This is a genomic window from Rhodococcus sp. ACPA1, from assembly GCF_002300195.1.
Classification (GTDB): domain Bacteria; phylum Actinomycetota; class Actinomycetes; order Mycobacteriales; family Mycobacteriaceae; genus Rhodococcus_F; species Rhodococcus_F opacus.
Genome location: NZ_NSDX01000014.1, coordinates 301,849 through 326,594, shown reverse-complemented (window position 1 = coordinate 326,594; position 24,746 = coordinate 301,849). Strand labels below are relative to the sequence as shown.

The 24,746-nt window shown below is 67.5% G+C and carries 30 protein-coding genes and 5 pseudogenes; 14 read left to right on the top strand and 21 right to left on the bottom strand.

Annotated features, from left to right (window positions below):
• Nucleotides 1-43: 43 nt before the first annotated feature.
• Nucleotides 44-475, bottom strand: coding sequence for a chromate resistance protein ChrB domain-containing protein (locus tag CJ177_RS44535; RefSeq protein ID WP_095870949.1), 432 nt, complete (start codon nt 473-475; stop codon nt 44-46).
• Nucleotides 476-955 (bottom strand): Chromate resistance protein ChrB, encoded by a 480-nt coding sequence (locus CJ177_RS44530; RefSeq protein ID WP_095870948.1) that lies wholly within the window; start codon nt 953-955, stop codon nt 476-478. It abuts the gene before it with no gap.
• Nucleotides 956-1,206: 251 nt separating this feature from the next.
• Between CJ177_RS44530 and CJ177_RS44525 the strand changes: the two genes are divergently transcribed.
• From CJ177_RS44525 to CJ177_RS44510, 4 genes are all read left to right on the top strand, one after another.
• Nucleotides 1,207-2,139 (top strand): DUF1259 domain-containing protein, encoded by a 933-nt coding sequence (locus CJ177_RS44525; protein WP_095871006.1) that lies wholly within the window; start codon nt 1,207-1,209, stop codon nt 2,137-2,139.
• A gap of 25 nt (nt 2,140-2,164) precedes the next feature.
• The gene (locus CJ177_RS44520; RefSeq protein ID WP_095870947.1) at nt 2,165-3,208 is read left to right on the top strand and encodes a YncE family protein; all 1,044 of its coding nucleotides are present in this window, start codon (nt 2,165-2,167) and stop codon (nt 3,206-3,208) included.
• 198 nt (nt 3,209-3,406) lie between these two features.
• Nucleotides 3,407-3,733: a hypothetical protein gene (locus tag CJ177_RS44515; protein ID WP_095870946.1), complete on the top strand. Its 327-nt coding sequence runs from the start codon at nt 3,407-3,409 to the stop codon at nt 3,731-3,733.
• A gap of 211 nt (nt 3,734-3,944) precedes the next feature.
• A complete protein-coding gene (locus CJ177_RS44510; protein ID WP_095870945.1) occupies nt 3,945-4,217 on the top strand; it encodes a GlsB/YeaQ/YmgE family stress response membrane protein in 273 nt (90 codons plus the stop codon).
• Nucleotides 4,218-4,413: 196 nt separating this feature from the next.
• On the opposite strand, the gene phoU is transcribed toward CJ177_RS44510, so the two are convergent.
• From phoU to CJ177_RS44490, 5 genes are all read right to left on the bottom strand, one after another.
• Entirely contained in the window at nt 4,414-5,061 is a 648-nt protein-coding gene (gene phoU, locus CJ177_RS44505; RefSeq protein WP_095871005.1) for a phosphate signaling complex protein PhoU, read from the bottom strand.
• A 58-nt stretch (nt 5,062-5,119) separates the two neighbouring features.
• On the bottom strand, nt 5,120-5,245 hold the full coding sequence (locus CJ177_RS49025) for a DUF6308 family protein (RefSeq protein ID WP_257015033.1): 126 nt from the start codon (nt 5,243-5,245) through the stop codon (nt 5,120-5,122).
• 38 nt (nt 5,246-5,283) lie between these two features.
• The gene (locus tag CJ177_RS49690; protein WP_373560090.1) at nt 5,284-5,388 is read right to left on the bottom strand and encodes a hypothetical protein; all 105 of its coding nucleotides are present in this window, start codon (nt 5,386-5,388) and stop codon (nt 5,284-5,286) included.
• Nucleotides 5,389-5,612: 224 nt separating this feature from the next.
• Complete coding sequence (locus CJ177_RS44495) at nt 5,613-6,404, bottom strand: hypothetical protein (protein ID WP_257015032.1); 792 nt, start codon at nt 6,402-6,404, stop codon at nt 5,613-5,615.
• Entirely contained in the window at nt 6,391-7,083 is a 693-nt protein-coding gene (locus CJ177_RS44490; protein ID WP_257015031.1) for a hypothetical protein, read from the bottom strand. The genes CJ177_RS44495 and CJ177_RS44490 overlap by 14 nt, the downstream gene beginning before the upstream one ends.
• A 419-nt stretch (nt 7,084-7,502) precedes the next feature.
• Here CJ177_RS44490 and CJ177_RS44480 point away from each other — a divergent pair, with 419 nt between their 5' ends.
• On the top strand, nt 7,503-7,907 hold the full coding sequence (locus CJ177_RS44480) for a cupredoxin domain-containing protein (protein ID WP_095870942.1): 405 nt from the start codon (nt 7,503-7,505) through the stop codon (nt 7,905-7,907).
• A gap of 53 nt (nt 7,908-7,960) precedes the next feature.
• On the opposite strand, the gene CJ177_RS44475 is transcribed toward CJ177_RS44480, so the two are convergent.
• The 5 genes from CJ177_RS44475 to CJ177_RS44455 all read right to left on the bottom strand — a co-directional run bounded on the left by CJ177_RS44475 (nt 7,961) and on the right by CJ177_RS44455 (nt 12,642).
• On the bottom strand, nt 7,961-8,206 hold the full coding sequence (locus CJ177_RS44475) for a hypothetical protein (protein WP_179443464.1): 246 nt from the start codon (nt 8,204-8,206) through the stop codon (nt 7,961-7,963).
• 288 nt (nt 8,207-8,494) lie between these two features.
• A complete protein-coding gene (locus CJ177_RS49685; protein ID WP_373560089.1) occupies nt 8,495-8,776 on the bottom strand; it encodes a ubiquinol-cytochrome c reductase iron-sulfur subunit in 282 nt (93 codons plus the stop codon).
• A 905-nt stretch (nt 8,777-9,681) separates the two neighbouring features.
• Nucleotides 9,682-10,407, bottom strand: coding sequence for a hypothetical protein (locus CJ177_RS44465; protein ID WP_095870941.1), 726 nt, complete (start codon nt 10,405-10,407; stop codon nt 9,682-9,684).
• Nucleotides 10,408-11,393: 986 nt separating this feature from the next.
• Nucleotides 11,394-12,101 carry a hypothetical protein gene (locus CJ177_RS44460; protein ID WP_095870940.1) on the bottom strand — a complete coding sequence of 236 codons (708 nt, stop codon included), beginning with the start codon at nt 12,099-12,101 and terminating at the stop codon, nt 11,394-11,396.
• Nucleotides 12,102-12,423: 322 nt separating this feature from the next.
• On the bottom strand, nt 12,424-12,642 hold the full coding sequence (locus tag CJ177_RS44455) for a hypothetical protein (protein WP_095870939.1): 219 nt from the start codon (nt 12,640-12,642) through the stop codon (nt 12,424-12,426).
• On the opposite strand from CJ177_RS44455, the pseudogene CJ177_RS49020 reads away from it, so the two are divergent.
• The 4 genes and pseudogenes from CJ177_RS49020 to CJ177_RS44440 all read left to right on the top strand — a co-directional run.
• A pseudogene (locus tag CJ177_RS49020) lies at nt 12,598-13,004 on the top strand (ExeA family protein); the annotation flags it as partial. The gene CJ177_RS44455 and the pseudogene CJ177_RS49020 sit on opposite strands and share 45 nt — an antisense overlap.
• Nucleotides 13,005-13,224: 220 nt before the next feature.
• Nucleotides 13,225-13,575 (top strand): type II toxin-antitoxin system RelE/ParE family toxin, encoded by a 351-nt coding sequence (locus tag CJ177_RS44450; RefSeq protein ID WP_095870938.1) that lies wholly within the window; start codon nt 13,225-13,227, stop codon nt 13,573-13,575.
• Entirely contained in the window at nt 13,572-13,877 is a 306-nt protein-coding gene (locus tag CJ177_RS44445) for a helix-turn-helix domain-containing protein (RefSeq protein WP_061043273.1), read from the top strand. The genes CJ177_RS44450 and CJ177_RS44445 overlap by 4 nt, the downstream gene beginning before the upstream one ends.
• Nucleotides 13,878-14,284: 407 nt before the next feature.
• A pseudogene (locus CJ177_RS44440) lies at nt 14,285-14,722 on the top strand (sulfatase-like hydrolase/transferase); the annotation flags it as partial.
• Here CJ177_RS44440 and CJ177_RS49015 read toward each other — a convergent pair.
• The 6 genes and pseudogenes from CJ177_RS49015 to CJ177_RS44405 all read right to left on the bottom strand — a co-directional run.
• A pseudogene (locus CJ177_RS49015) lies at nt 14,719-14,877 on the bottom strand (WhiB family transcriptional regulator); the annotation flags it as partial. The pseudogenes CJ177_RS44440 and CJ177_RS49015 overlap by 4 nt on opposite strands.
• Before the next feature lie 119 nt (nt 14,878-14,996).
• Entirely contained in the window at nt 14,997-15,374 is a 378-nt protein-coding gene (locus CJ177_RS44430; protein WP_095870937.1) for an SHOCT domain-containing protein, read from the bottom strand.
• A gap of 30 nt (nt 15,375-15,404) precedes the next feature.
• Nucleotides 15,405-15,701: an SHOCT domain-containing protein gene (locus tag CJ177_RS44425; RefSeq protein ID WP_143548821.1), complete on the bottom strand. Its 297-nt coding sequence runs from the start codon at nt 15,699-15,701 to the stop codon at nt 15,405-15,407.
• A gap of 931 nt (nt 15,702-16,632) precedes the next feature.
• Complete coding sequence (locus CJ177_RS44415) at nt 16,633-17,991, bottom strand: diacylglycerol kinase family protein (protein ID WP_095871002.1); 1,359 nt, start codon at nt 17,989-17,991, stop codon at nt 16,633-16,635.
• A gap of 16 nt (nt 17,992-18,007) precedes the next feature.
• Nucleotides 18,008-19,309 carry a sodium:proton antiporter gene (locus CJ177_RS44410; protein WP_095870936.1) on the bottom strand — a complete coding sequence of 434 codons (1,302 nt, stop codon included), beginning with the start codon at nt 19,307-19,309 and terminating at the stop codon, nt 18,008-18,010.
• The gene (locus CJ177_RS44405; protein ID WP_095870935.1) at nt 19,306-19,533 is read right to left on the bottom strand and encodes a hypothetical protein; all 228 of its coding nucleotides are present in this window, start codon (nt 19,531-19,533) and stop codon (nt 19,306-19,308) included. The genes CJ177_RS44410 and CJ177_RS44405 overlap by 4 nt, the downstream gene beginning before the upstream one ends.
• 335 nt (nt 19,534-19,868) lie before the next feature.
• On the opposite strand from CJ177_RS44405, the gene CJ177_RS44400 reads away from it, so the two are divergent.
• The 4 genes from CJ177_RS44400 to CJ177_RS44390 all read left to right on the top strand — a co-directional run bounded on the left by CJ177_RS44400 (nt 19,869) and on the right by CJ177_RS44390 (nt 21,686).
• On the top strand, nt 19,869-20,117 hold the full coding sequence (locus CJ177_RS44400) for a hypothetical protein (protein WP_095870934.1): 249 nt from the start codon (nt 19,869-19,871) through the stop codon (nt 20,115-20,117).
• A 26-nt stretch (nt 20,118-20,143) separates the two neighbouring features.
• The gene (locus CJ177_RS47845; protein WP_179443463.1) at nt 20,144-20,338 is read left to right on the top strand and encodes a hypothetical protein; all 195 of its coding nucleotides are present in this window, start codon (nt 20,144-20,146) and stop codon (nt 20,336-20,338) included.
• 195 nt (nt 20,339-20,533) lie between these two features.
• Nucleotides 20,534-20,848 carry a hypothetical protein gene (locus tag CJ177_RS44395; protein WP_095871001.1) on the top strand — a complete coding sequence of 105 codons (315 nt, stop codon included), beginning with the start codon at nt 20,534-20,536 and terminating at the stop codon, nt 20,846-20,848.
• 250 nt (nt 20,849-21,098) lie between these two features.
• Nucleotides 21,099-21,686, top strand: a complete 588-nt coding sequence (locus tag CJ177_RS44390; RefSeq protein WP_218835203.1) for a cupin domain-containing protein — start codon at nt 21,099-21,101, stop codon at nt 21,684-21,686.
• Between the two features lie 309 nt (nt 21,687-21,995).
• Here CJ177_RS44390 and CJ177_RS44385 read toward each other — a convergent pair.
• Nucleotides 21,996-22,370 (bottom strand): annotated as a pseudogene (locus CJ177_RS44385) (arylsulfatase); the annotation flags it as partial.
• A 1-nt stretch (nt 22,371) separates the two neighbouring features.
• On the opposite strand from CJ177_RS44385, the pseudogene CJ177_RS49005 reads away from it, so the two are divergent.
• A pseudogene (locus CJ177_RS49005) lies at nt 22,372-22,536 on the top strand (DUF4383 domain-containing protein); the annotation flags it as partial.
• 435 nt (nt 22,537-22,971) lie between these two features.
• On the opposite strand, the gene CJ177_RS44375 reads toward CJ177_RS49005, so the two are convergent.
• On the bottom strand, nt 22,972-23,241 hold the full coding sequence (locus CJ177_RS44375) for a hypothetical protein (protein WP_095864861.1): 270 nt from the start codon (nt 23,239-23,241) through the stop codon (nt 22,972-22,974).
• An 83-nt stretch (nt 23,242-23,324) separates the two neighbouring features.
• A complete protein-coding gene (locus CJ177_RS44370; RefSeq protein ID WP_025431570.1) occupies nt 23,325-24,743 on the bottom strand; it encodes a hypothetical protein in 1,419 nt (472 codons plus the stop codon).
• Between the last annotated feature and the right edge of the window lie 3 nt (nt 24,744-24,746).

Sequence of the window (24,746 nt, the reverse complement as noted above, 5' to 3'; positions counted from 1 at the left end):
ATGAAAGGTGTAGTACGGCACAGAATCCGGGCCGCATCGAGGGTCAGGACGGCTCGCGGCCGGACAGGACACGTTGGCGATGAAACTCATACAACCCGTCGAAGATGCGGGTCGCCACAGCGAGGGTGTCGTCGTCGGTACCGGTCAGCGACAGCCCACGCAGCACCGTGTCCAGACCCGGCGCCTCCGGGGCGTCAAACTTCGCGTCGTCGATGTCGGCCTCGTGCACGATCTCGGCGATCACCCACAACACCGGGTCGGTGATCTCGTAGCGGCGCAGGATCGTCTCGAAGCTGCAATCCCCGTGATGATGGGACAGTTCGACCCCGCGCATGTCGAACGCAGTCGCATCCGCCGGGACATCCGCCGGGTCGGTGACCCACAGAAATTGCGCGTCCGGGTCGATGTTGCGGCGGATCAACCACGCGCAGGCGGCGCGGTCGATGTGGATGCCGGCTCGGGTGGCCCACTGCATTTATCGTGCCTCCGTTCGCGCTCGCTCCGGCGCCGCGTCGGGCCGGCCGGCGGCTAACTCGCGGAGCGCCGCCTCCGCGCTGTCACGCTGTGCAGTGGGGAAGAAGGTGCGCTTGTCGATCTCCCGCAGGCGGCGGCGCAGTTGGGTGAGCTTCTTGGCCCGTCCGGCGGGATCGGGCAGGGATCGGGCGGCCTCGGCGGCGGCGGTGATCTCGTCGTACTCGGTGCCCCGGTCCGCTGACAGTTTCGTCCGCATCCGGTCCCGTTGTTCCTGAGTGGTGGGGGCCGCGGTCCATACCTCCGCCTGACCGCCCGCCTCGACGACTTCCTCGGCGACCCAGTCGAACTGCTCCCGGGTGCGCGGTGACGCCGGTAGGACCACCACGCCGTCGGCGAGCTGGAAGACACCGTATTTGCGGAGCTTGCGCCACACCGCGATCCGCGGCGTCGAGGGCTCGCGGGGGATGCGATACACCAGCATCACCCATTCATCGGGGCGCTCGCCTGGTTCCGGTTCTGGTTCTGGTTCCACAACGGTGATGTAACCACGGTTTCAATTGGATGTCCACCGGGGATCGTGCCTGCCACCGATCGCCCGGGGCGTCGACCCTGGACACCGCACTGTAACCGTGGTTACCGTGAAGGGGGCCGACGCCCTGGAGGCCGTCGAGACGACGAAGAGGTGCACGGATGCATCACAATCGGCAGGTCACACCATTTCGGTCCCTGCTCATGGCCACGACACTGGTCCTCGCGGTGGCCGGCTGCGGGAACACCAGCACCTCCACGACCGGCCCGACCTCGGCGCAGCAAGGATCCGGGCAGGCGCCAGCTCAGACCACCGACGCGGACTGGGCACCGGTCACCGATGCCCTCGGCCGCACCGGCAAGCTCGGCGACGACGGCACCGTCTACCGGGTCTCCCTGCCGCGCACGGATCTGAATGTGGTCTCCCGCGGCGTTCCCATCAAGCCGGGTCTGTCCCTCGGTGGCTACGTTGCCTTCGCCCGCTACGACGACGACACCCTGGTGATGGGCGACCTCGTCGTCACCGAGGACGAACTACCCAAGGTGACCGACGCGCTCCAGGCTCACGGCATCGCCCAGACCGCGATCCACAAACACCTGCTCGAGCAGACCCCGCCGGTGTGGTGGACCCACGTGATGGCGATGGGCGACCCGGCCGGCCTCGCCCAGGGGATCCGGGCCGCCCTCGACGCCACCACGATCGCGCCGGCGGCGGCGCCCCCGGCCCAGCAACCGCCGGTCGATCTGGACACCGCCGCCATCGACACCGCCCTCGGCCGGCACGGCACCGCGGACGGCGGCATCTACAAATTCACCATCGCCCGCCAGGACACGATCGAGGAAAACGGGCATGTGCTACCGCCCACCTTCGGGGTCACCACCGGCGTCAACTTCCAACCCCTCGGCGGCGGCCGGGCCGCGATCAACGGCGACATCGTCATGACCGGCACCGAGATCCAAGACGTGATCGACGCGCTGCGCAGCGGCGGCATCGACGTCGTCGAGGTCCACAACCACACCCTCGACGAACAGCCCCGCCTGTTCTACCTGCACTTCTGGTCCGTCGGCGACAGCGTCCCCCTGGCCACCACGATGCGCGAGGCGATCTCGGCCACCCACGTCACGCCCGGAACCTGACCATCCAAGAGCAGACAGGAGCCGGATGGACACCCGCACCGGTGACCGGCGCAGCCCGAGACCAGCCCGGCTGCTGCCCGCACTCGTCATGGCATCGATCCTGGTCGGCGCGTGTTCCTCCGAGCCATCGTCGCCGGACAGCAGCCCGCTGCCGCTGCACCCGGTCGCGGAAATCGCCCTCCCCGGCGACAATTCACGCTTCGACTACGGAAGTCTCGACCCCGAGCGGGGACTGCTGTTCATTGCACACCTCGGCGCCAGTGAGGTCATCGAGGTCGATCTCCACACCCGGCAGGTGGTACGCACCATCCCCGATCTGGCCCAGGCACACGGTGTCCTCGTCGTCCCCGAGCTACGCCGGGTCTACGTCACCGCCACCGGCGACAACCGCCTGGTCATCCTCGACGAGGACACCGCCGCCGTGCTCGGGCAGGCCCCGACCGGTGACTACCCCGATGGGATCGCGTACGACCCGAAACGCGGGACGGTGTGGACCACCAACGAATCCGGCGGCACGGAAACCGTCATCGACGCAGTCACCGCCCAGGTACGCGGCACCGTCGACCTCGGCGGCGACGTCGGCAACGTCGCCTACGACCCGGTCGCCGACCAGATGCTGGTCGCCGTGCAAGGGAAGGGCGATCTCGCCGCCATCGACCCACAGGCTCTGACCGTCACCCGCCGACTCCCGTTACCCGGCTGCCGCGGCGGCCACGGCCTCGCCCTCGACCCGCCGGCGCGGGTCGCGTTCGTCGCCTGCGAAGACAACGCCACCCTGCTCACCGTCGACCTCGACAGCTGGCAGGTTACCGGTACCAACGGGGTCGGCGAACACCCCGATGTCCTCGCCTACGATCAAGGCGCGCAACGCCTTTACGTCGCCTCCGAATCCGGCACCGTCACAGTCCTCGACCAACAGGGCGGACACCTCACCGAACTCGGATCCGGTCACCTCGCCGACGGCGCACACGTCGTGGTGCTCGACCCGAGCACCGGCCACACCTTCTACCCGATACCCGCCGGAGAAGGCGGGCACCCCGCCCTCCTCGAACAGGCACCGAGCCCCTGACACCCACCCCACCGACTGACACTGTGGGCGCCGTACCTATCGGGCGCGGATTGACGCGGGCCGTCATGGGCGAGCAGGCTGACCGGTGTGCACTCCTGGCGGAAAAGGGCGCCGGATCCTTGCAGGTCCCACGCCCACTGCTGAGACCGGCGACCGGTTGACACGAGTCGACGACTAGTAGATCGAGGGTGACATCGAATGAACACTTTCATATCCCGAGCGGCGATGACCGCGGCCGCGATCGCCGCGCTGGCAGCGCCGGGGGCGGGCAGTGCCTCCGCGGCACCGTACCTGCACGGGGACCCGAACACTCCCGGCACCCAACTCCACGCCAGCAACAACGACCCGACCGATACGAACAGCTACAGCTGTGGAGCGATCGGCGTCGGCGGTGCCGGCGCCGGAACAACGTCCCCGGGCGGCTCCGGACAGCTCAACGGAACCTACTTCGGTCCCGGCCCGGTGCAGGGTGGGTGCGTCGGCAGCGACGGGTCGGTGTACTTCCCGACCGGGAATGCCGAATGATCCGGCCCTAACCCGGAATCCGGGCAGCGCCCCTCGGCTACCAGCCAGCCCGGACGGAACTGCTACCTGAGGCGCCGATAGAGGGTGCGCGAACGGGCGAGCCAACGCCGCTACGTCTCGGGGTACCCACTCCAACAGGCCGTCGGCATCCACATGATGTGCCAATGCACCGGAGACCAACCTCTCGGGTGCCTCAGGAAAGGACCACACGATGCTCGGACTGGGAATCATCGGCTGGATCATCATCGGTGGACTGGCCGGCTGGATCGGCAGCAAGATCATGGGCACCGACGCCCAACAAGGCATCCTCCTCAACATCGTCGTCGGCATCGCCGGCGGACTGATCGGCGGGTTCCTGCTGAAGCTGTTCGGTGTCGACGTCGAAGGAGGAGGGCTGATCTTCAGCTTCCTGACCTGCCTACTCGGGGCGGTGATCTTGTTGTTCGTGGTCAAGACAGTCACCGGTCGCCGCACACACCACTGAAGCCTGCGCCGACGACGAAGGAAACTCTGGACACCGACGACCTCAATGCCGACAAGTCCATTCAGGCCGAGTGCCGGACGTGTCTTCAGCCCGTCGATATAGGCTCCAGCGTCGTGGACGGTGTCCATGACGCAGTGATGACGGCGCAGCGTTGTCCGTCGTACCATTGCACCGAGGTCACCGGGGCGACGACCACCTACGGGGTCAACGGTTCCCCGGTGACGAGGAAAATCACCCGCCGTCCCACGGTCACGGTGTGGTCGCCGAAGCGTTCGTAGAAGCGCCCCAACAACGTCACATCGACCGCGGCCGGGATGGTGCCGATCCAGGCCGGATCCTCGATCAGGATGAGCAGCTGGCGGTGCAGGTCATCGAGCTCGTCGTCGCGGCTGCCGATCTCGGCGGCCAGTTCGGGATCGTGCGTGCGCAGGACCCGTTCGGCCAGGCCCGCCAACTCGGCCGCCACCCGCCCCATCTCGGAGAGCAATTCCTCCGCCTCACCCGAGGCGACGTGCTCGGGATGACGCCGGCGGACACTTTCGGCCACATGCTGCACCAGCCCGCCCATCCGGCTCAGATCCGCCACCAGGTGCACACCGGTGACGACCTGACGCAGATCACGCGCCACCGGGCCCTGCAACGCCAACAGCGCCATCGCCAGGTCCTCGCACGGACCGCGCAACTCCTCGATCTGATCGTTCAGGTCGAACACCCGCTCGGCCAGGGGCAGGTCAGCCAGCACCAGCGCCTCGGTCGCCGCCTGGACCGCATCCCCGGCCAGCCGGCACATCGACGCCAAACGGTCTGTTAGCTCGTCGAGCTGCTCGTGAAACTTCATCCGCATGACCATCATCCTCGTGCACCTGCCGAGACAGCACACCGGGGCGTGTCATCTGTCCCGGTCAGAAGGCTCGCCCAGGCCGCGATTCTTCCCCGTCCACCCAGGCGATCACATCGAACACCCGCAGCGCCGAAATCTCCTCGGGGAGGCCCGCCTCCTTCCGGATCGACAGCAACCGGCGGTGCAACGCCCCGTCGTCCGCCCGAAGCGCCTCCCGGGCCGGATTCAGATGTGCCCGCTCGTGCCCAGCACCCGACCACCGAAACCGAAGATCGGATACAGCCGGGGACGCTTACGGGCAATCAGCTTCGTCGTCTTCGTCCCGTCCACGTCCCGCAGGCCGCGGAGGGCGGGTTTCCAGGTCCCAGGCAGGCCACCCCAGCGGCGAGCGGCTCCGGTTCATCGAACCAGGTCCCGATCCGGGCCCATCGCCGTCAGAAGAGCGTTCGACGCCTCCGCCTCGGCGTCCAGGATCACCCCGCACCGCCGTCGGGGGGACCTGCGATCTACGCCACGTCCGCGCCCGGTAGAGCGGCAGTCGACAAAGTGTCTCATTATCGTGTATTTCGTTGCTGCTGAGGAGCTCTCGTTTTCGGCTCCTGAACTAGCAGTAGCAACGCATCACGTCCTCGTCTCCGGCGTTGCTCGGGCATCGACAGCCACGAGCGATGATCCGGATCGGCCAACGCCTCGGCCAGGGCTCGGACTCTGCCGCGATCGCTTCCCCTCATCCGTGCCCGATCGACCACGGGGTTCTCGATGGCACAGGCCAACACCACGGCATCGTCGAGATGACGCCCCCGATCGCGGGGATCCTCGAAGTAGGCCGCGCCCTTGAGCACCAACGCCCCCAGGACGTCGGGCACACTCAACTTGGTTGACACCCCGTCGATCTCGATCAGGCAGTCCAGTGTCTTACGCAACGCGGACGTGCCCGCAGGAACGGCGAACACCTCACGTCCAGACACACTCGGCCGAAACCGGGGTGCCAGGTGATCGGCGACCATCACATCGACCTGCTCGACACCACCCGAACGTACGAAACGGTGCACCCGCCCCCTCACCGGCACCTGCAACTCGTATCCGAGCTGCTCGAGCCGGGCGCGGACCCCGCCGAACGTCGCGGCACCGGTCTCGATATGCAGAATCATGTCGACATCGACGGTCGCCCGGGTCGGCGGCACACCCGCGCGCACCGCATGAAGCTGAACCATCAACCCGCCGATCAACGTCCACTGCTCGGACGGAATCATCTGGGCGATCTCGGCGGCCTGCGGCCACGGCGGCCCCCACCCACCGACCGGTGCCTGCACCGTCCACACCGGCCGCTGCTCACCGGAAATCATCGAGCAACTCCCCCAGCACCCACGCCCCGGCGCTGCGCTCCCGAGTGTCGAGCGACTCCATCAAATCCACCGCAACCGCCGCCACCGGCAACGTCGTCGTCGTGAAAAACCGGTCCAGGCCAGTGACCACCCTCAACGTCACCTCCCCCTGACCGTCCGCCACCAAACCGAAGGTATCGATCACGCCGGCGAGGTCGTCGCCGACCACATACCCGTCCACAACACCACCACCCCTTCCCGACAAACCGAACCGGCCCGCCACCCCCGGAACCTGGGTCAGCGCACTGACACCGGTGGCCGCCACGTACCCGCCGGTGACAAGAGTGTTCAGATCATCGCCCCATCCCCGCATCCGGTGCACCCGCGCGCGCCGGCGGGCAAGAAACGCCACCTCAGTCGCGCTCGCCCGGCGCAGCCGATGCCTCAAACGACTCGCCTGCGAAGGAGAAATCCAATCCACCCCCGCACCAGACAACATCGCCAACGCCGCCCACGCGACATCCCCATTCCACGGCCGACCCCGATGGCGGTCCGCCTGCGCCACACGGTGCACCGACCCCGCATCCAACAACAACGCCTTCCCCACCTCCCGCGTCACCACCAGCTCCCCCGCCCGCGCGAGACGAGTGACCTGCCGGCCGGACACGCCCAGCTCGGCGGCTGCGGCCGACACCGACATCTCACCCATACATATATGGTCGCAGTTGCGACAACATACCGCAAAACACACAGTTCAAGAAGCACACCACACGGCTTCCAACCTCACCCAAGCGGCCCCGGACCGGACCGGCATCCCGCCGTGTGCACGTGGCAACCACACAGGACCCGTTCACCGAGTCGCCCGACACGGTTGATACTCCGTTCCCACGGCACCCGTCAGCACCCGGATCCGCCAACGAAACGCCGTCAAGCACCGACCGCCGGCAGTGAACGAGCCGTGCGGATACACCCGCGGCTGCGGAACATCCCCGTAGTGCTGCCACAGCGTCACCGCCGGCAGTCGATGACCCTGCCCGTGCCGAACAGCTCCCGGGGCGGGCGAAATTTCTCGCACGCGTTTTAGTGAACGGAATGGGCCGATGAATCGTGGTATCGGGTATGAAGCTCTCCACAGCTCTGCTGGGGCCTGCCGTCGTCGCCGCGTGTGCGCTCACCGCCTGCAGCAATGACGGCGGCAGCACCGTCGACTACGCACCCACCCCGACGATCACCGACACGACGTCGATGCCGTCATCGGAAGGGGCCGTGGCGGCGGGAGCGAACGAGATCGTCATCTCGGGATTTGCCTACACGGTGCCCGCCACGGTGGCACCCGGCACGCAGGTCACCGTTCGCAACAGCGACACGGCCGAACACACGATGACCGCAGACACCGGCGGCGCGTTCGACGTCGCGATCGAGGGCGGCGAGACCGCGACACTGACGGTGCCGTCGGCACCCGGAACCTACCCATTCCATTGCACGTACCATCCGAACATGCACGGCGACTTGACCGTCGGATGACGAGGTCATCGCCTATCCGGGTTCTACGCGGCAGGGCCCGCACACGCCACTGCTCACAACACCGTTGAGAGCAGGACCTGATCGTTGTCCCCGGCCCGCACCTCGACGCTGATCGAATCGACAGGCAGGCTGGTGGTCGCGGTGGGTCGCACCGTCTGTCCGGGACTCCCCGTCCACGTCGACACAGTTGCCCCAACTCCCGACACGTCGATGACCGTCAGAGCGTAGTCCTCGGTGGTGGTGCAGTAGCGATGACCGGACAACGATCGGCAACAGGTCGGGTCCGGTTCGTATCCCACCCACCTCGACGAACGCGGTCATCCCGATCCCTCAGTCGGGACCTGACTCCGGATTCGAATCGCGAAACCGCACTGCAGCAGCAGCCGTCGCCTCTGTAGTGATTCCTGCCTGCCAGGTCGAAACCGAGCGCGCGCAGCGTCGGCACGAACGCGGCGCCCGTGGCGAACGTGACGCGATGGGGCATCGCGAGAGCCGCGTCCGCCAACGGCATCATCGGAGAGATGTGGCCGAACGGGCATCCGCGAGTACAACAAGGGAAGCGGTCGGTCCCCGAGTGGTCACATACCTCAGCCGACTACGACCGAGTCACCCTGAACGGAGACGCTCCGTGGGGCGAGCGGAGCGGACGCTGGACCGGTGTGCACAGACCCATCGAGGTTGAACTTGCTGCCGTGGCACGGGCAGTTGATGGTACCGCCGGAGACGTCGGAGACGGTGCACCCCGCGTGCGTGCATGTCGACGAGAACCCGCGGAAGTCACCGCCGCTGGGCTGTGTGACGACAGCATCGCCGAGCACCGCGCCGCCACCGACGGGAACGTTGCCGACGGGAACGCTGCCGGTCTTCACGGGTGCACCCGCGGGCTTCACAGCTGGGCCGGCGCTGGGCCCGGGCGCAGCTGACGCGCGCGTTCTACCGAACAGCGCGCTACCAGCGGCCAAGGCGGCTGCTGCAGCGCCGATACCGGCGACAACTGTGCGGCGCGAAAGCGCTATCTGGTCGCTCCGCAGGCTCTGCTCCTGGTTAGGTTCGTCGGACTGCATGGCAGTGCCCCTCTCTGGGCTGGGGTTCTGGGCTGGGATCGATGCGGACCACTCAGTGCTTATAGTCTTGCCTTCCCCACCACTAACGTCGAGGGGCTGTGCGCGTTTATAACGAGGGGCCTGACCTACACGAAAATTTGTGCCCGCCTCGCCACCCACGTCATGATCAACGCCCACTTCGTCAAATCCTGACCAACCGGCGGCGTGGCCGTTAGATACCGCTCCGTAACAGGAACCTTGGGTTCGTGCGGTGATCGGCACGTTCCGGAAGTGGGGCGTGGACCGAGACTTTCTGAGCTGCGCGTTCCCGTTTGCCCCGGGCGAACTCCGCACAAACGCCCCGGAACCATGGGACACGGCCAGCTGGTGGGAGCGAGATTGTCCTCTGAAGAAATGCCACCAAGTTGAGACAGATCGCGGTCGCCATAGCCGTGAGACCCAAGATGAACGCGCAGGTCGCAGCGTCTCGAAATGTCATAAGCAAGGGAATCGCTCTTCGTGGCGGAATCTCGCGGTTGATCCGGAGCGATGGCGGATCCGCCATTCGGGTGTGACACGGCCGTTCAATCACGGCTTGCTGCGTCACCGGGTGCAACGATCAGGGCCACGAAGGTGCGGAGTCGAACCGCACTCGGACGGCGGACAAGGTTCTCGATGAGTTCGCCATCGCCCATAACGTCCTTGGTTCCCTGTTCCCCAACGGCCGTTGGCTACTCCACGTGGATGTGGGTGTCGTGGAGTTCGGTGACCGCCGCGTCGAGTATCCCGGTGAGCGAGTGCGCTGGGTTCCCACACGACTCCCACGGCCCTGCGAGGGGATCGGGGTCACGCCAGTCATGGCAATACCAACCGGGGAGCAGTTGATCGTGAGCTTCGGCGTCGTCGCCTTCGATGATCTCGGTGAGAACCTCGAGGACCGCTTCGTAGAAGTCCTCCTCAACGAGGACATCACCGGCAGTGAACGCCGCATCGGCGATCACGGTGGCCAGGTGCCGCGACAACCGAGAAATTGTGTCTCCTTGGGCGACAAGCATGTTGAGGACGTCTGTGCTGCCCCCGTCGACGGAGGCCAGCTCCTGTTCCGTTTCGATGAAGTACACGAGCATTGCGTGGCATTCGCTCAAGGCGGCCGACGTTTTCGCCGCCGTCGCCATCGGGATACGCACCAGCGGCACCTCTGCGACGTCCACGTCCGCGGTGAAATCGGCTGCCATCCCCGCAAACATGTCCGCCCACGCAGGAACGGCGTCCGCGTTGATCGTCAGCTGGGCGTCGCGCTCAGTGATACCGGCGATCGCGGCGACCGCGGCGGCGTTTCTGTCGACAAATACCGCCAGCATCTCGTCCGGGTAGTGCACGCCGCGGGCGGCTAGTTCGGCCGCTAACAGTGACACGTACCGGGCCGACCACGACTGCTCCTGTTGCTGATCCGCCATGCCCCTAGTGTGCCGAACTCGGTGCTTAACTGCGACGGGAAACGGAGCCACTTCCGTGCCACAACGTGGGGTTGCCGCAGAAATGCCACGAATCTGAGACAAACGTCGGTGACATAGCCGTGGACAAGTCCGACTCAGCAGGTCAGAGCGCTGCGGCGATAGGTCACCGGATTTGAGACCCTAATGGGGACGCCGCAGGTGGCCTCGTAACCGCCGGCGGCGGGTACTGTCCCCTGACCGCCATTGCTCCTCTTTCTTACCCGAGCTGCTCGTTCTGCCACTACGGTTCGCTCGTTCTGATCGGGCTGGATGGTGGCGCGTGGCCGATGCTGCGGCCCGCGTGGCCACAGAGCCCTGCTTGGTTGGTTGAGCTGAGCCTTGTCGATGTGCTGGGTGCGGATCGGCGTGCGGGCCTATCGGCGTGCGGACAATCTCAGCCATCGGGGCATCCAATAAGGACGTAGGTAGGTCCGGTGCCGGCGAACCAGCCACCGGTAGAGGTGATCGGTCATCCCGATTACTGAGCGGGGTACTCGCAATCGCTCGGGTCCGGTAGTAGATCCGAGAGGCCCGCCGGACCAACCGAAATCCGGTCTCGACATGTACTTTCGGCACCGCCACACCCGAAATGTGGGTGCCGGCGTCGAGAGCGCACATGTAGGACCGGGGTCGAATCGAGTGGGCCGGACAGGATGGGCCGACCGGCCCGGGCCCGCGCCGGGCCAGCCGAACGGATCGGCGGCGACACCGTCGAATGCGTCGTCCGACTCGTCCTCGAAACACCCGGACGGGGCGCCGCCCGCGGCGCAGCCGACAACGAACATCCGCCGCTCGCCCACCACGATCCCATCGAACACCGATGCCGGTCCGTCTGTGGTGTCCGGCTGGTCGCGGCGCTTGCCGTTCGCGTGCCGGCGTTTGCTGGTGCTCGGCTCACGGCCCATGAAGTCGGGCGTTCCCCTCGACGTCGGGTTTGTCCGCGGCGGTCACATCGGTCCCGCGGCCACCGAGAAGTGGAAGTTCCCCGCACCCACGGACCGCTCGAGGGTCGCAATGACAGCAGCCGGATTGTCGTAGGGCCCGTTGAGGTAGAACGGCTGACCGTCCCTCCCGAACTCGATCCGACCCGGCCCGGCCCACTCACCCAGGAACGCGGCGGCATCACCATCGAACGCGGCCGCGGGCTCGAAACCGAGCCCGCGCGCATACGCCGCCGCCCCCAGGATCAGTTCACGGCCGAGTTCGATCGGAATCTCCACCGCAGGACGGTCGAACGCCGCATAGTACCTGCGGACGGCGGTGGGGATCCTGCCCGCGTCCATGGTTTCGGGGTCACGGGTGTTCTTCACCCCCAGACAGTGCACGTCGGCCAGGTAGCCCCGCAGCGTCGCCCGACCACGCCGTCCCTCTCGTGCCACCAACACCTGCGCGAAGCCTTCGGCCTCACCGGCGGGAGCATCCAACTCCGCCCACTCCGGATGCCCCTCGAGGCCCAGCCCGACACTCCAGCCGCAATTGACCCAGCACCCCAGCACCCGCCCCAATCCTCGGGACGCGTCGGCCTCGGCAGCGATTCGTCGCACCAACGGCGCCACCACCGACGGCCGCACGCCCAGAGCACGCGCGATCACCTTCGGCGGGACACCCTGCTCCCACCGCCGCCGCACCTGCTCGACCAACTCCACATCGTCCATGGCACCCCATTCTGCTTCACCGATCGGGAAGCTCCCGCGTCTGCACCTATCCGCTCGTGCCGCTGATCGAGCGATCACTGCACCCCACGAGCAGCAGGACCACACCCCCCGCATCACGCACGCAGGCCACGGCAGCATCTCCACCATGCCGCTGATACCGCCGTGCCGGTTCCCGGTCCAGGTTCTGCCTGCTCCCGGAGTCCCGATCATGACCGGATCGGGGCCGGATCAGGAACCGAAGGGCTCGCCGCTGGGGGCCTGCCTGGGAGCCGGAACACGGCCCTGTGGGCGTGCCGGGGCCCACCGCCCGCCAGGACGGCGTTCAGCGCCTCCGCCTCGTTGTGACCAGGATCGCCCGCGCCGCACCGACGATCTCGGTGATCGAGGCCACGTCCGTGCCCGATCGAGCGGCAGTCGACACAGACGCCTCGCTGTCTGTATTAACTTGCTGCGGAAGCGATTTCGGGTTCATCTCATGAACCGGAAGCAGCAACGCATCGGAAACCACCGGCGCGAAGCGATCCGCCTGCTCACCAACCACGAGCGGGACTCTTCGTTCCCCGTTCGCGGTCGTGCTGGTCGGCCAACCTACCCTGCGGCACCGCCTCCGACTCGGTGTGCTCGCCGCCCTGGACCAGCGCCTAGCCGTGCGCTACACGATCGCCGGGATGAGCGCAGCCGACACCGCCGACTACATCCGTCACCACTGTCGCATCGCCGGCCGCGACGACCCCCTGTTCTCCGACGACGCGATCGGGCTCATCCGTGGGCGCCTCACGCGGACACCCGCGCGCGGTGAACAACCTCGCATTGCACGCGCTTACCGCCGCCTTCGCCGCCGACCACGCCATCGTCGACGAGAAGGCCGCCCGCATCGCCATCAGCGAGATCGCCGCGGACTGAACCCGACCCGCATCAACCCGACCACCACCGCGTCAACCTGACGACCACCCCGTCACCACGCCCACCACGGCCCCGCCCACCACCCCCGAGCGGGGCCGTTCTCGCACCGCATCGTCGTCAACCTCAATGACGCCGTCGTCGTCACCTTCAACGACGCGCAACACCTTCGCGCCTCCACCTCACACAACAGCATATATTCGTACTGATATAACCTGGGGAGGTGAACCGAGGTGACGAGAAACCGATCCGATGGGTGGGTAGCGCACTCGACGACCTGCGCGATCTGCCCGCCGCCGCACAGGACGATCTCGGCTACCAACTCGGCCGGGCTCAACAGGGGCTCGATCCGGACGACTGGAAACCGATGAAGGACGTCGGGCCCGGATGCCGCGAGATCCGGGTCCGCACTCCGGACGGCGCCTTCCGAACGTTCTACGTCGCCCAGTTCGGCGAGGCGATCTACGTACTGCACTGCTTCCACAAAAAGACACAGAAGACCTCGAACGCAGACATCGACCTCGGCCGACGCCGCTACAAGACAGCCCAGGCATACGCACAGGAGAGATCATGACCGACAAAGACATCACCGAAACCACCTCCGTGTGGGAGGCGATCAGTGACACCCCCGGCGAGGCCTACAACCGGCAGCTGCGCGCCGACCTGATGACCGCGATCCGCGCACAGATCGACCGCTTCGGCTGGTCCCAGGCCGTGGCCGCCGACAACCTCGGCGTCACCCAACCGCGGATCTCGGACCTGCACCGCGGCAAACTGAGCAAGTTCTCCCTCGACGCCCTGGTCAACCTCGGCAGCAAGGTCGGCGTCCACCTCGACGTCCACATCGACACCGACCGCACCCTCACCGGCCACTGACCACGACACGCCGCCAGGACCACTCGGTCCGTGAGGCTCGGACACGCCCGCGGCCGCGAAAAATCGACCTCGAGCATCATCTGCGGGGCGACTCCCTTCCCTCCCGTCACCGAGCCTCACCGATCAGCTGATAGGTATGGCGCCCGGCCGCTCGCCGGCCCCCCTTGGGCGCGTCGACCCAGACCTGCATCGCCTGCCGCCGCCATGACGTCCTCACTGAGACCGCCCCCGCACCAGCGCGCGAGTTCGGGTCGCCGGCCGGTGATCGGGACGGGCCGGCGTGGGTTCTTCCGTCCGCAAAGGATCATCGCGGGACCGACGGATTCGCTGTGATTGTTTGTGCCAGACGGCGCTGCAGGTCTGGGTCACGGCGCCAAATCTTGGTACGCCTTCGAAAGGGCAGAACGATGGGCATCATTGCCGATCCGATCCCCGGTGGCGACACGCTGCCATTTCCCCCACCCCCGTCCGGCAGCATCGCCGGACGCACCATGCAGGAATCGGTGTACCGGCCGCGGCCGAAGAAACGCCGACTGCCCGAGGACGCACCCAACGTGCTGATCGTGTTGATCGACGACGCCGGACCCGGACTCCCGGACACCTTCGGCGGCGAGGTCCGCACCGACACCCTGACCCGGATCAGCACCGAGGGGGTGTCCTACAACCGATTCCACACCACCGCGATGTGCTCACCGACGCGGGCGGCGCTGCTGACCGACCGCAACCATCACCGCGTCGGCAACGGCCAGATCGCCGAGCTGGCCAACGACTGGGACGGCTACTCCGGGCACATCCCCCGCTCCAGCGCCACCGCCGCGACGGTCCTGCGGCACTACGGCTACAGCGCCGAGCAGTGCCGACACAGGAGCGCGGCCTTGCGCTGGGCTGCACCCCGTACAAAAAGTTGGTCGAAGTGACCATCCCGACACAACGCCCGCGTTCTCCAGTTCAATCCGTCGACGTCGTATTCGATGCGGGTATGCCTGGTGGCGTCGCTCATGCGAATCGTTCCCCCTCGAAGACCGAACGGAATCGGGCGGCCTGGCGAACAGTGGAAACACCGCCAGGACCGCCGCCGCGCCGCCCAGCCCAGGGGCCGAACCGGGACCGGCGCCGCCGTTACACCAGTGACTTGGACTTGATCGCTTGAAACTCCGGTTCGGTGATCGCGCCGGAGTCGAGCAGCGCCTTCGCATCCGCGATCTGCTGAGCCGGGGACTGTCCGGCCACCTCCCGGATGTAGCTGTCCTGAGCCTGCTTGACCTGACCGAAGGCCGCCGCGGACCGCTCGGTCATGCCTTCGTTCCGCACGATCAGGTAGATCAGCGCGGACAGGAACGGGACGACGAACAGGAAGACGATCCAGATCGCCTTGAGCCACCCGGACATCTGGTGGTCCCGGAACAGGTCGGTGATGATCTGAAACAGCACCATCAGGTATGCCACGAACAGGAAAGTGACGGTGACGAACCAGAAGAAATCCCAGAAGCCGTCCATTAGCGGTGCTCCGTCCACTCGATGATGCGGTTAGGAGGCCAGGATCCCGGCCTTCTCGGTGTTGAACTCCTGATCGGTCAGCACCCCGTGATCGCGGAGTTCGCCGAGTTGTTTCAGAGCGGAGATCCGGTCGACCCCCACCGCCGGTGGGGCCGCCGGCTGCGGCGGGAACTGCTGCGCCGGTCCTGACTCGTACTGCGCCGCAGGCTGTTCGGCAGCCCACCGTTGACCCTCGCTTCTAAAGACAGCAGTGGGAAGAGCAGATCGGGCGACTCTCAAATACAGCCCCGGAGGACCTCCCCAGCGGCTCCTCGTTTGTCCAGCCATGAGCTCGTTCTCGACAACCTGATGTGGACTAGACCCCCGCATCTGCCGGGACGGATCGGTGAGAGGCTCCACGCGACAAACCGTGATCGAGGGACCGATCGCCGGCCACCCGACCCTTTTCGAGCCTAGGGCTTGGTGCCGGCGCGGTGTCTCACCCGTTGCGGGTGAGATACGCCTCGTCCGAGGCGTCGGACAACAGCTGCTGCGCGCGACGACCTGCCCGGCACGCCGCCTTCGCCGCGCATCATCAGGGACTCGGCTCTGACCCCGTTCGAGTGCATCGGGCAACCGGCCTCGGCAACCCGCGACCATCCTCATCACCATTGTTCTGCCCCAGCTACTCCCGGGGATTGCGGCGCTCGCAGAGGACGGGGTGTTCGTCGACGATGTCGTCCCCCGCACGACCGCAACGTCGCCGTTCCGGTCTACTCACCAGAGGGTCAGGGGCAGCCCGGCCGCTTCGGCACACCTGATCCGTTCCTCGATCCTGTCGGTGGCTTCGCCGCAGGCGAGTCCGGGTGCGGATGGCGGCGGCGATGGCGCGGGTGCGGCCGGCGGGGGCCGCGGACATCGGCGAGGGGGCTGGCGAGGTTGCGGCGGGCGTAGGTGGCATTCGGTGCGGTTGACGGCGTTGGTCCCCAACCGCATGTGTGTGGGGTTGGTGCAACCGGCGAAGTCACACTGGTGACACACCACCGCGTCGCCGGCGCCGGCGCCGGACCACCCGAGTCGCCGGATAATTCCGTCTGGTCAAGTCCCAGGACGTGGTGTACGAGGTGTCGCGTGACTCCTCGTGGGGCTATGCGGTGAGCTCCGGGTGCCACCTCCTGCTTGGGTTCGGTAGTGGCGGCATTGTCGCCGCGGGAACGGGCGAGGACGTCGAGACCGAGACAGCGGCGCCCGTCGATCCACTCGTCGTGTTGCTCGGCCGTCATGACTGGTCTCCCTGCGTCGGCAACGGCGGGGTCTGACGGTGCCAGGCCAGTTCGCGGATCCGGACCCAGTCGACGGTGGGTTCGGCGGGGCGGACCCCGGGGCGGTCGCGGGGTACCCGGATCCGGAGGGCGCCGGGCTCGATGGTGCAGCGCACCGGGGTGGTCAGGAGCAGGGATTCGCCGTCGACGCCGACCGGGGTCTGCCGTGTGTCGGCGTCGACAATCACCTCGGTGGTCGTGTGCTGGGTCAAGCCCCGAACGTTCGCGCGGCGCAGCAGCCCGACCGCCTGGCGGGCGTTGGCGACCGAGACGGTGACGGCGCCGAGGACGCCGCGGTCGAGCCGTTCCCGTCGGCTCAGACCGGCGAGATCGCTGGTGCCGTAGGGGTTGTTGCTCACCAGTACCGCCTGCGGGTTCCTTACGGTGACGTTCCCGATCCGGGTGACGAGTGGGGCACCCGCCTGTCCGGCGAGCAGGTCCGGAAGCATCTGGAGCACCGTCCCGGCCTTGTCGTCGCGATAGGCGGGGCTGCGGACCACCTCGGCGTAGACCCCGAAGGAGGCGTTGTTGACGAACGGGCGGCCGTTGATCCGGCCGAGGTCGACGGCGAGCTCGACGCCGTCGCGGAGGGCGTCGAGACCCCGGCTCGGGTCGGCGCGGTCGAGTCCGAGGTCCATCGCGAAGTGGTTGCGGGTGCCGGCGCTGATCACCAGGAACGGCAGGTTGTTCTCTGCCGCGACCCCCGCGACGAGGGCCTGGGTCCCGTCGCCGCCGGCCACGCCGAGCAGGTCGGCGCCGCGGTCGACCGCCTGCCGGGCCAGGCCGGTGACGTCGACGGTGCCCGGGCCTTCGAGCAGGACCACCTCGGCGCCGAGTTCCTCGGCCTTGCGTTGCAGATCGAATTTCGTGACCTTGCCGCCACCGGAGTGCGGGTTCATGATCAGCACCGGACGCCGTACCGGTGGGGCGGGCACCTCGCGGACGGTGGTTGAGGTGCGTCCGCGCAGGGCGGCACGGGCGCAGGGCACCGTGAGGAGCGCGAGAACCATGGAGGCGACGACCTCGGCGAGCAGATGGGCGCCGATGAAGAGGACCAGCACGACGATCGGCGACAGTATCGCGATCGCCAGCGAGATCCAGCGCAGCACACCGCGACTGGCGAGGAACCAGTACAGGGCGGCGACCATGACGACGACGCCGCCGACTCCGACGAGGAGGCTCCCGACGGCGCTGAGTAGACCGGCGGACACCAGCGGCACCGCCACCGCGAGGATCGCCAGTGCGAACGCCGCCCGCGCCCACCAGCGGCGGGTTCCGGTCGCGGTGTCGGGGGCGGCGGATCGGTTGTCGCTCATCGTCATGTCCCCGTCGTCATCCTGGCGTGCCGGGTGCTGGGGTGCCGGGTGCGGGCTGGTCCTCGCGGCGGGGGTGACGCCGAAACCAGGCGGCGTAGCGGTCGGCCAAGGGTGCGGCCGTGAGGCCGTGGGCCAGGACGGAGAGCGCGATGGTGATGACGGCGGTGGTGACGAGCAGCCCTTCGTGGGGCAGCTCGTCCGGTTCTTCGAGGATGAGGATGACGAAGACGATGGTGGCCAGTCCGCGCGGGCCGAACCAGCCGACGAAGGCGACGGTCGGTCCGCGCGGGTGCGTCCCGATCAGCGACAGCGCGACGGGGACCATCCGGACGACGGTCAGGCTCAGCACCGCGTAGCCGAGCACCGCCCAGGACAGATGCCCGAGCGCGGGACCGAGCAGCACGGCACCGAAGACGATGAACGTCACGGCGCTGAACACGTCGCCGGCCTCGTCGAGCATGTCGGCCTCCTCGTCCTCTCCCTCGGCCTCGCCACCGGTACCACCGCCCTCGTGGTGGTCGGTGGCGCGGTGGCGGACCGCGCCGAAGGTCAGCCCGCCGACGAACGCGGCGATGAACCCGGACCCGCCCAGGGGCACGGCGGCGGTGTAGGCGAGCGCGGCCGCCGTCACCGGAATGATCTGCGCCCACAACGGGTCGAGGGAGCGGCGGCGGGCGCCGGTGACCAGGAGCGCGGCGGCGATCGCCCCGGCCACAACGCCGGCGAGGACGCCGTACCCGATCTGCTCGGTGAGCAGGCGGGCGCCGGCGCCGCCGCCGATCGCGCCGGCCTCGGCCTCCGCGACCGCCAGCACGACCAGGAACAGCGGCACGCAGATCCCGTCGTTGAGCCCGCTCTCGACGTTCAAACCCTGCCGCACCCGCGACGGCAGGATCGGCAGCGTCACCACCGCCTGCCCGAGGGCGGCGTCGGTCGGGGCGAGGATCACCGCGAGCAGCAACGCTTCCGGCCAGGCAAGGTCACCGAGTATCACCAGTGCGGCGCCGAAACCCGCCGCAATGGTCAGCGGCAGGCCGATGCCGAGCAGTCGGGCGGGAAGCGAGATCTCGGCGCGCAGGGTGGGCAGGTTCACCCGGGAGGCGTCCGAGAACAGCACCAGCCCGAGCGTCACCTCGGCGAGCAGTTTCACCACCTCGGCGCCGGCGTGCACATCGATCAACCCGAACGCGTTCGCGCCGAGGATCAGGCCGCCGACGGTGAAGATGATCGGAGCGGTGATCGGGGTGCCCGCGATCCGGCCGGAGACCGCCGAATAGGCGAGCAACATCGCGGCGATCGCCGGTAGCGCCCACGTCATGCCGGCACCGCCTCATCGCCGTGCTGCCGGGCCCGCGCGACGACGGGCCGGACGAGGATCTCGAGCAGCAGTAGCGCGAGAGGGCGAGCAGCACGGTCCAGCCGACCACGGCCCCGGCCGGGTGGTTCCAGAACACGATCCTTGCCGTCGAAGGTGATCAGGCCGAGACAAGGCCGACCGGGAATCGGGAGAACCTCGAGACGCACACCCGTTCGCTCCACCATGGCGACTCACATCCCGTTCCTCGACTCGGAACGCTCACGGGCCCTCGCCTGGGCCCGGAGTGCAGTACTGCACACAACGCTATCGCCGCCCGCGGGGCGCGCGGACGGGAACGAGTATGCCCGCCCGCACGAACCCGCACGCAACGCCGAATCTGCGGTCAGCGCCGGTCCCTGCGGTCCTCCCGGCGGTCCGGAACCGCCGTTGGCCGAGGCAATCACAGGAGCCCGGGTCGGATCGTTGTCGATCGTTGGGTGCCCCCTGACAGCGTCGAGCATGAGGTTTCGTCGGCGAGGTGCTTATGATCCGGGTCGGTGCGAGCGGAAGGTGCAGACCGATGCCCGAGAAGAAACACAAGCCGCAACCCGAACCCGGTCCGCTCTGCGCGGGCGCGCGGGTGCTGGTGCGCCGGCCGTCCGAAGCGGACCAGACCGGTCGGATCATCGAGGACTACGCCGAGCTGACCGACACCGACGAGCGCGGGCACGCCTGGGCGCCGTTGCACCGGTGGGCGGTCGCCCTCGACGACGGGCGTCTGGTCTTCGCCGACACCGACGACCTGACCGCCGACCCGAGCACGCAATGATTCACCGGGTAGATCGACCCTGGCCGGTGGAACAACCAGCCAGGGGCCGTGCCCCGGGGACCGACCAACTGGGTTTCTTCACCGCCACGCTGCCGGTGAAGAAGAACGGCGCCGTGCCGCCGAAGCAGAAGACGGTCGCGTTTCCCTTCGCGAAGCCGCTGAGCTTTCCCAGCACCAAGGAGCGGAGCGCGGCGGCAACGACTACGGCGGCGACCGTGTGACGCCGGATCGATGCCCTCGAAGTCGAGATCGGCCGCGGGGGGCCTCTGATCGGTCGTACATCAGGGGTATCTCGCCGTCCAGCCCGGGACGATAATGGGTCCATCACCAGGTGACGGCGCTCCACGCGCCCGGCCGGCGAGGAAATCACGACTCCCGCACTGGTGTCGGCTGAAACCGAATCGAGAGTGACCACCATGACAACGATCACCAGGCGTGCGGTCATCGCAGGGGCCGCCATCGCCCTGTTCACGGCTCCGGGCGTCGCAGCGGCCGCTCCGCACATGCACGGCGATCCGAACACACCAGGGACGCAGGTTCAGTTCGATAACGACCCGGGCGATTCCAACAGCTACACGTGCGGCGCATTCGGAGCCGGCGGGGCAGGAGTCGGATCGAACCCCGGAGGTGGAACCGGCAAGGTCAACGGTACCTTCGGGCCGGGACCCGTCCAGGGCGGATGCGTCGGCAGCGACGGATCGGTCTTCTTCCCCACCGGCAACGCCGAGTGACCCCGACGGGCAGGCACGCGCCGAGCCGTCACGATGCGACGAGTTCCTGCCAGGAGGGCAGCGAGGGCGCCCGCCCCCTCGTTTGTCTCCGCTTTTCTGCTTATCCGCATCTCCGTATTTCCGTGTGGTCCGAGGGTTGATGCCGGAGTGCGTCGTGAATCCGGTCGAGCAGGCGGAATGTTCACCGTCACCGACAAGTCCGGCGAGGCGCCAGGCGTGTCCACACACTCACGGAGCGAGGAACCTGTTCGTGGGCCCCGACCAATTCGTACCGTCCGTCCTGCGGCCTGGACGGACGGTGCGTCGCTGTCCCGATCTGCTGAGGTCCGCGCGGGTCTTTTCTCGACGCGCATACTGGCACAACACCTATGAAGAGGAAGTAATCAGCATGTCGAGCCAACCCGGACGATATGAGCTCGAGGTCTTCGATTCCAACTCGATGGACTGGCTGGAGCTGCCGATCGAACAGCTCGGCAGGAGTCTGACGCTCAAGCCGTTCACGGCAGATCCCGACACCGGAATGTCCTGCATGCTTCTGCGCTACGACGCCGGATTCATCAACCCATGGCATACCCACGACTGCGCGCACGGCATGTATGTGCTCAGCGGGACCCTGCGGACCCACAAGGGGGACTTCGGCCCGGGGTCCTTCGTCGGGTTCCCCGAGGGGATGACGATGTATCACGGTGCGACCGAGGAAAGCGACTGCGTCATCCTCTTCATCACGAACAAACCGTTCACTATTCGCTACACATTCGAAAATGAAGAGAGCGGAAGCGACGCCGAGCGACGGGGCCGGGAAAAGGCATGCCTGTGCTCGACGGCTTCCGTGACCTGACGCCTCGCGGTAGGTGAGTGGATGTCGACAATCAAGTAGTACTCCACTCGAGACTCGATGGGTGCGTGGTCATCCTTGGATGGCAGAGAGTTCGACCTGCGTTCCGCAGCTATCGCTACACGCACGACCACCGCACGGTGGCAGCCCGGGCAAGCACCCCCCTGCGGTTGCCTGCTCCGTTCCTCGGTAGGTGCGGTTCTCTAGGTCCGTCGGCACGGGTCACCCTCCGGGCGAAAACCCGTATCGCCCGGAGGGTGGCTCCGCCTCGTCGGGCGCGGAGCGGCTCGCTCGGCTCGACGCGGGTTGCTGTTATTCGCGCGAGAGCATGGCGTCCGCTTCGCGTTCGAGGTCGACGTAGGGTTCGCCGCTGACGTCGACGGCCACCCGGTTCAGGGTGCCGCCGGTGAACGCCCACGGGGCGGTGCCGGGGTAGTCGTCGGTGACGGGTTCCCCGGTGTCGCGGCCGGCGGTGAGACCCTCCCCGGCGATGCTGAACTTGCCGGGCTGAGTTCGGATCCGGCCCTCGCCGACCTTCCGGTCCCCGTAGAACAGGGTCAGGGTGCCGTGGGCGATGCCGGGCGGATCCTCACCGTCCTTGTCGAACGAGGCGGCCAGGAGCAGGTTCTCGCCGGTCGGCAGGTCCTCGGTGGCGACGATCCGCTGTTCCTCGCTGCCGAGGAAGTTCATCGACATGGACAGTGCCGCCAACTTCGTTCCGGTCAACACCGCCGACAACTGGCTGCACTTCGCCCTCGGAGCCGCCATGATCGCCCTCGGTCTGCTCCTCGGCCGCCGCACCACCACCACCACCGACACCGCCCCCGGGACGACACCCGGTACGGTGCGCTGACTCCCCACGACCCCACCCCTGCCGCGGTGGCGCGGACCGCGGCCCGACCACCGAAAAACCTGAGAAGAGCAGCAGGGCGAGAGCTATTTCGGCGAAGCGAGCAGCCAGTGGGCGTCCGGCGCCATCGGGACGAGCGCGAAGCCGGTGTCCCCGCGACAGGATTGTCGACCGGAATGAAGTCGGGCACGAGATCGAACGGCAGCAGCCAGGTATCCCAGCATCAGCGCCCACGGCGCCGATCCCAACCCACGACTGAGAACCGACCACGGAATCCTCTCCCCCAGCCTGCAGGCCGACTCCTCCAACTCTGGAACCGCTGACGTCGGTGTCGCTTGGCGGGGTCAACACGCGCGTGTGTTTCGCATCTTCGACGCAAGAATCTGCGACGGAAGTGCTTGCTGCTCATGCGGTGTTCGTCTAATCCAGGTTCCTTGTTCAGGATTCGTCGTCGCACGCCATTCCTGGCCGAGTCCGGCCGTCGGGTGTGTACTCGGCGATCAGGGTGCGGTATCTGCGATGCGAGATCAGATCGATGTGTCCGGTCCGCACGGCCGTGCGGTACAAGATGGTGCGACTGCGGTCCCGCACCAGGATCTGGCGGCGAGCATCATCACCATCCGACAGCTCCCCGCCCTCACACCTCAGTTCGGCGAGGCGGCGGTTGATCTCCCCGAGCACCGACGCGAGTACAGCAAGCTCCTCCACCCTTAAGATTCTTGTCCAACCCGATCCGATCGCGGTACCTGCGCGAACCCACGGGACGATCACCGACGCCGAGTTCCAGGCGCTCAAGACGAAGGCACCGGCGTAGATCCCGAGTCCTCCTTCGTCCCATCGTCCTGCGCGGTGGCCGTGCGGGCCGGGCGGATGAGCAGTTCGAGTGCCGCCAGCGCGAGGAGGGCAATGAACACGATCCACAACACGACCAGTCCGGTGGGATAGCGCCAGAACATCAGCAGCAGAGCCGCGACGCCGATGATGGCGCAGCGCAGCGGAACCCGAAGCTGGTTGGCCCACCGTTCCACTTCGTTCGGCGGTCGGCCGGCGCCGGACTTGCGGGCGAAGTCCAGTGCCTGCCCATAGCCGCGACGCACGGCGGTCGCGGACGCCGAGCCGCCGACGAGGAAGGCGCCGATCGCGATCACCAGACCGAGGACGGCGACCGCACGCAGGCTCGTCCGCAGCGGTACCAGGACGGTGTCGATGACCGCTGCCGCCGCGTCGGGCGACAGGATGTCGGGTGGGACGCTGTCGAGGTAGATGGCGCGTCCGACGAGAATCCCGATCGCGAGGACGAGCATTCCCAGGGCGATGGACAGGCCGGCGAGGGAGAGCGCGCGCAGCCGCCGGCCGGTGGGGGCGACGGCGACCGCGGCGGCGGCGCAGGCGATTCCCAGCCACGGCAGGATCGCCGACGCCTTGTCGAGGGCATTGACGGCGCGCTGCGCCTTCACCAGTTCGGGGGACTGGAACAGCACGAATTGCTTGTCGACCGCGGGGATCTTGTCGGCGAACGCGAAACCACGCTCGGTCAGCGCGGCCTTCACATTCTCGATGACGGTGCCCAGAGAAATGCTGACGGTGCCGCTCTGGTCGACCTCCACCGAGCTGAGACCGTAGTTCCCCGTCATCACCGCCACGAGCGCGTTGTGCGCCGAACGGTTCGCCTGGATCCAGAGGTCCTCGAACTGCTGGGACTGCACGAGTGAGCTGACGGTGTCGTGGACGAAGTTCTTTGCCTGGCTCGTGATCACCGGTGCGAGGCCGATCACGGCCGCGTCCAGCCGGGGAGCGTTCGCTGCGAGATTCGAGACGTCGGTCAGTGCTTCGAGTGCGTCCTTGGTGAGCCCCTCGACGTCGACTCGAGTGAAGATCTCGTCGGTGATCTGGTTCGTGATGTCCGCCTGGAGGGCCGGATTCGCACCGAGGGGGGCGACCGTGCTCACGTAGCGGTCGGTGTCGAGGATCTGACTTCTCGTGAAGCGTGCGGTGACCGACGCGAGTGCGAGAACGGCGACCAGGACCAGCAGAATCGTGACGGCCGTCCAGCGCAATCCGTTCCGGGGTGGGCGGGCGACCGGTTCTGCCGGAACACCGGCGGCGGCGCCCGCGGCCTGTCCGCGCAGCGTCGCCACCTCGTCGCGCAACCGGAGGAGTTCGGTGCGTTCGTCCTTGTCGAGTGGGCCGGTGCTCGTGCCGTCTTCCATTGC

Coding starts and splice junctions, on each gene's coding strand:
- CJ177_RS44495 (WP_257015032.1), bottom strand. CDS start 6,404: ATGATTTCCGGTGAGCAGCGGCCGGTGTGGACGGTGCAGGCACCGGTC.
- phoU (WP_095871005.1), bottom strand. CDS start 5,061: ATGCGGATGAAGTTTCACGAGCAGCTCGACGAGCTAACAGACCGTTTG.
- CJ177_RS44430 (WP_095870937.1), bottom strand. CDS start 15,374: ATGGACGGCTTCTGGGATTTCTTCTGGTTCGTCACCGTCACTTTCCTG.
- CJ177_RS44400 (WP_095870934.1), top strand. CDS start 19,869: ATGCCCGAGAAGAAACACAAGCCGCAACCCGAACCCGGTCCGCTCTGC.
- CJ177_RS44530 (WP_095870948.1), bottom strand. CDS start 955: ATGCTGGTGTATCGCATCCCCCGCGAGCCCTCGACGCCGCGGATCGCG.
- CJ177_RS44460 (WP_095870940.1), bottom strand. CDS start 12,101: ATGGACGATGTGGAGTTGGTCGAGCAGGTGCGGCGGCGGTGGGAGCAG.
- CJ177_RS44445 (WP_061043273.1), top strand. CDS start 13,572: ATGACCGACAAAGACATCACCGAAACCACCTCCGTGTGGGAGGCGATC.
- CJ177_RS44425 (WP_143548821.1), bottom strand. CDS start 15,701: ATGGCTGGACAAACGAGGAGCCGCTGGGGAGGTCCTCCGGGGCTGTAT.
- CJ177_RS44525 (WP_095871006.1), top strand. CDS start 1,207: ATGGCCACGACACTGGTCCTCGCGGTGGCCGGCTGCGGGAACACCAGC.
- CJ177_RS44535 (WP_095870949.1), bottom strand. CDS start 475: ATGCAGTGGGCCACCCGAGCCGGCATCCACATCGACCGCGCCGCCTGC.
- CJ177_RS44395 (WP_095871001.1), top strand. CDS start 20,534: ATGACAACGATCACCAGGCGTGCGGTCATCGCAGGGGCCGCCATCGCC.
- CJ177_RS44515 (WP_095870946.1), top strand. CDS start 3,407: ATGAACACTTTCATATCCCGAGCGGCGATGACCGCGGCCGCGATCGCC.
- CJ177_RS44465 (WP_095870941.1), bottom strand. CDS start 10,407: ATGGCGGATCAGCAACAGGAGCAGTCGTGGTCGGCCCGGTACGTGTCA.
- CJ177_RS44370 (WP_025431570.1), bottom strand. CDS start 24,743: ATGGAAGACGGCACGAGCACCGGCCCACTCGACAAGGACGAACGCACC.
- CJ177_RS44490 (WP_257015031.1), bottom strand. CDS start 7,083: ATGTCGGTGTCGGCCGCAGCCGCCGAGCTGGGCGTGTCCGGCCGGCAG.
- CJ177_RS44480 (WP_095870942.1), top strand. CDS start 7,503: ATGAAGCTCTCCACAGCTCTGCTGGGGCCTGCCGTCGTCGCCGCGTGT.
- CJ177_RS44520 (WP_095870947.1), top strand. CDS start 2,165: ATGGACACCCGCACCGGTGACCGGCGCAGCCCGAGACCAGCCCGGCTG.
- CJ177_RS44405 (WP_095870935.1), bottom strand. CDS start 19,533: ATGGTGGAGCGAACGGGTGTGCGTCTCGAGGTTCTCCCGATTCCCGGT.
- CJ177_RS44415 (WP_095871002.1), bottom strand. CDS start 17,991: ATGAGCGACAACCGATCCGCCGCCCCCGACACCGCGACCGGAACCCGC.
- CJ177_RS44510 (WP_095870945.1), top strand. CDS start 3,945: ATGCTCGGACTGGGAATCATCGGCTGGATCATCATCGGTGGACTGGCC.
- CJ177_RS44410 (WP_095870936.1), bottom strand. CDS start 19,309: ATGACGTGGGCGCTACCGGCGATCGCCGCGATGTTGCTCGCCTATTCG.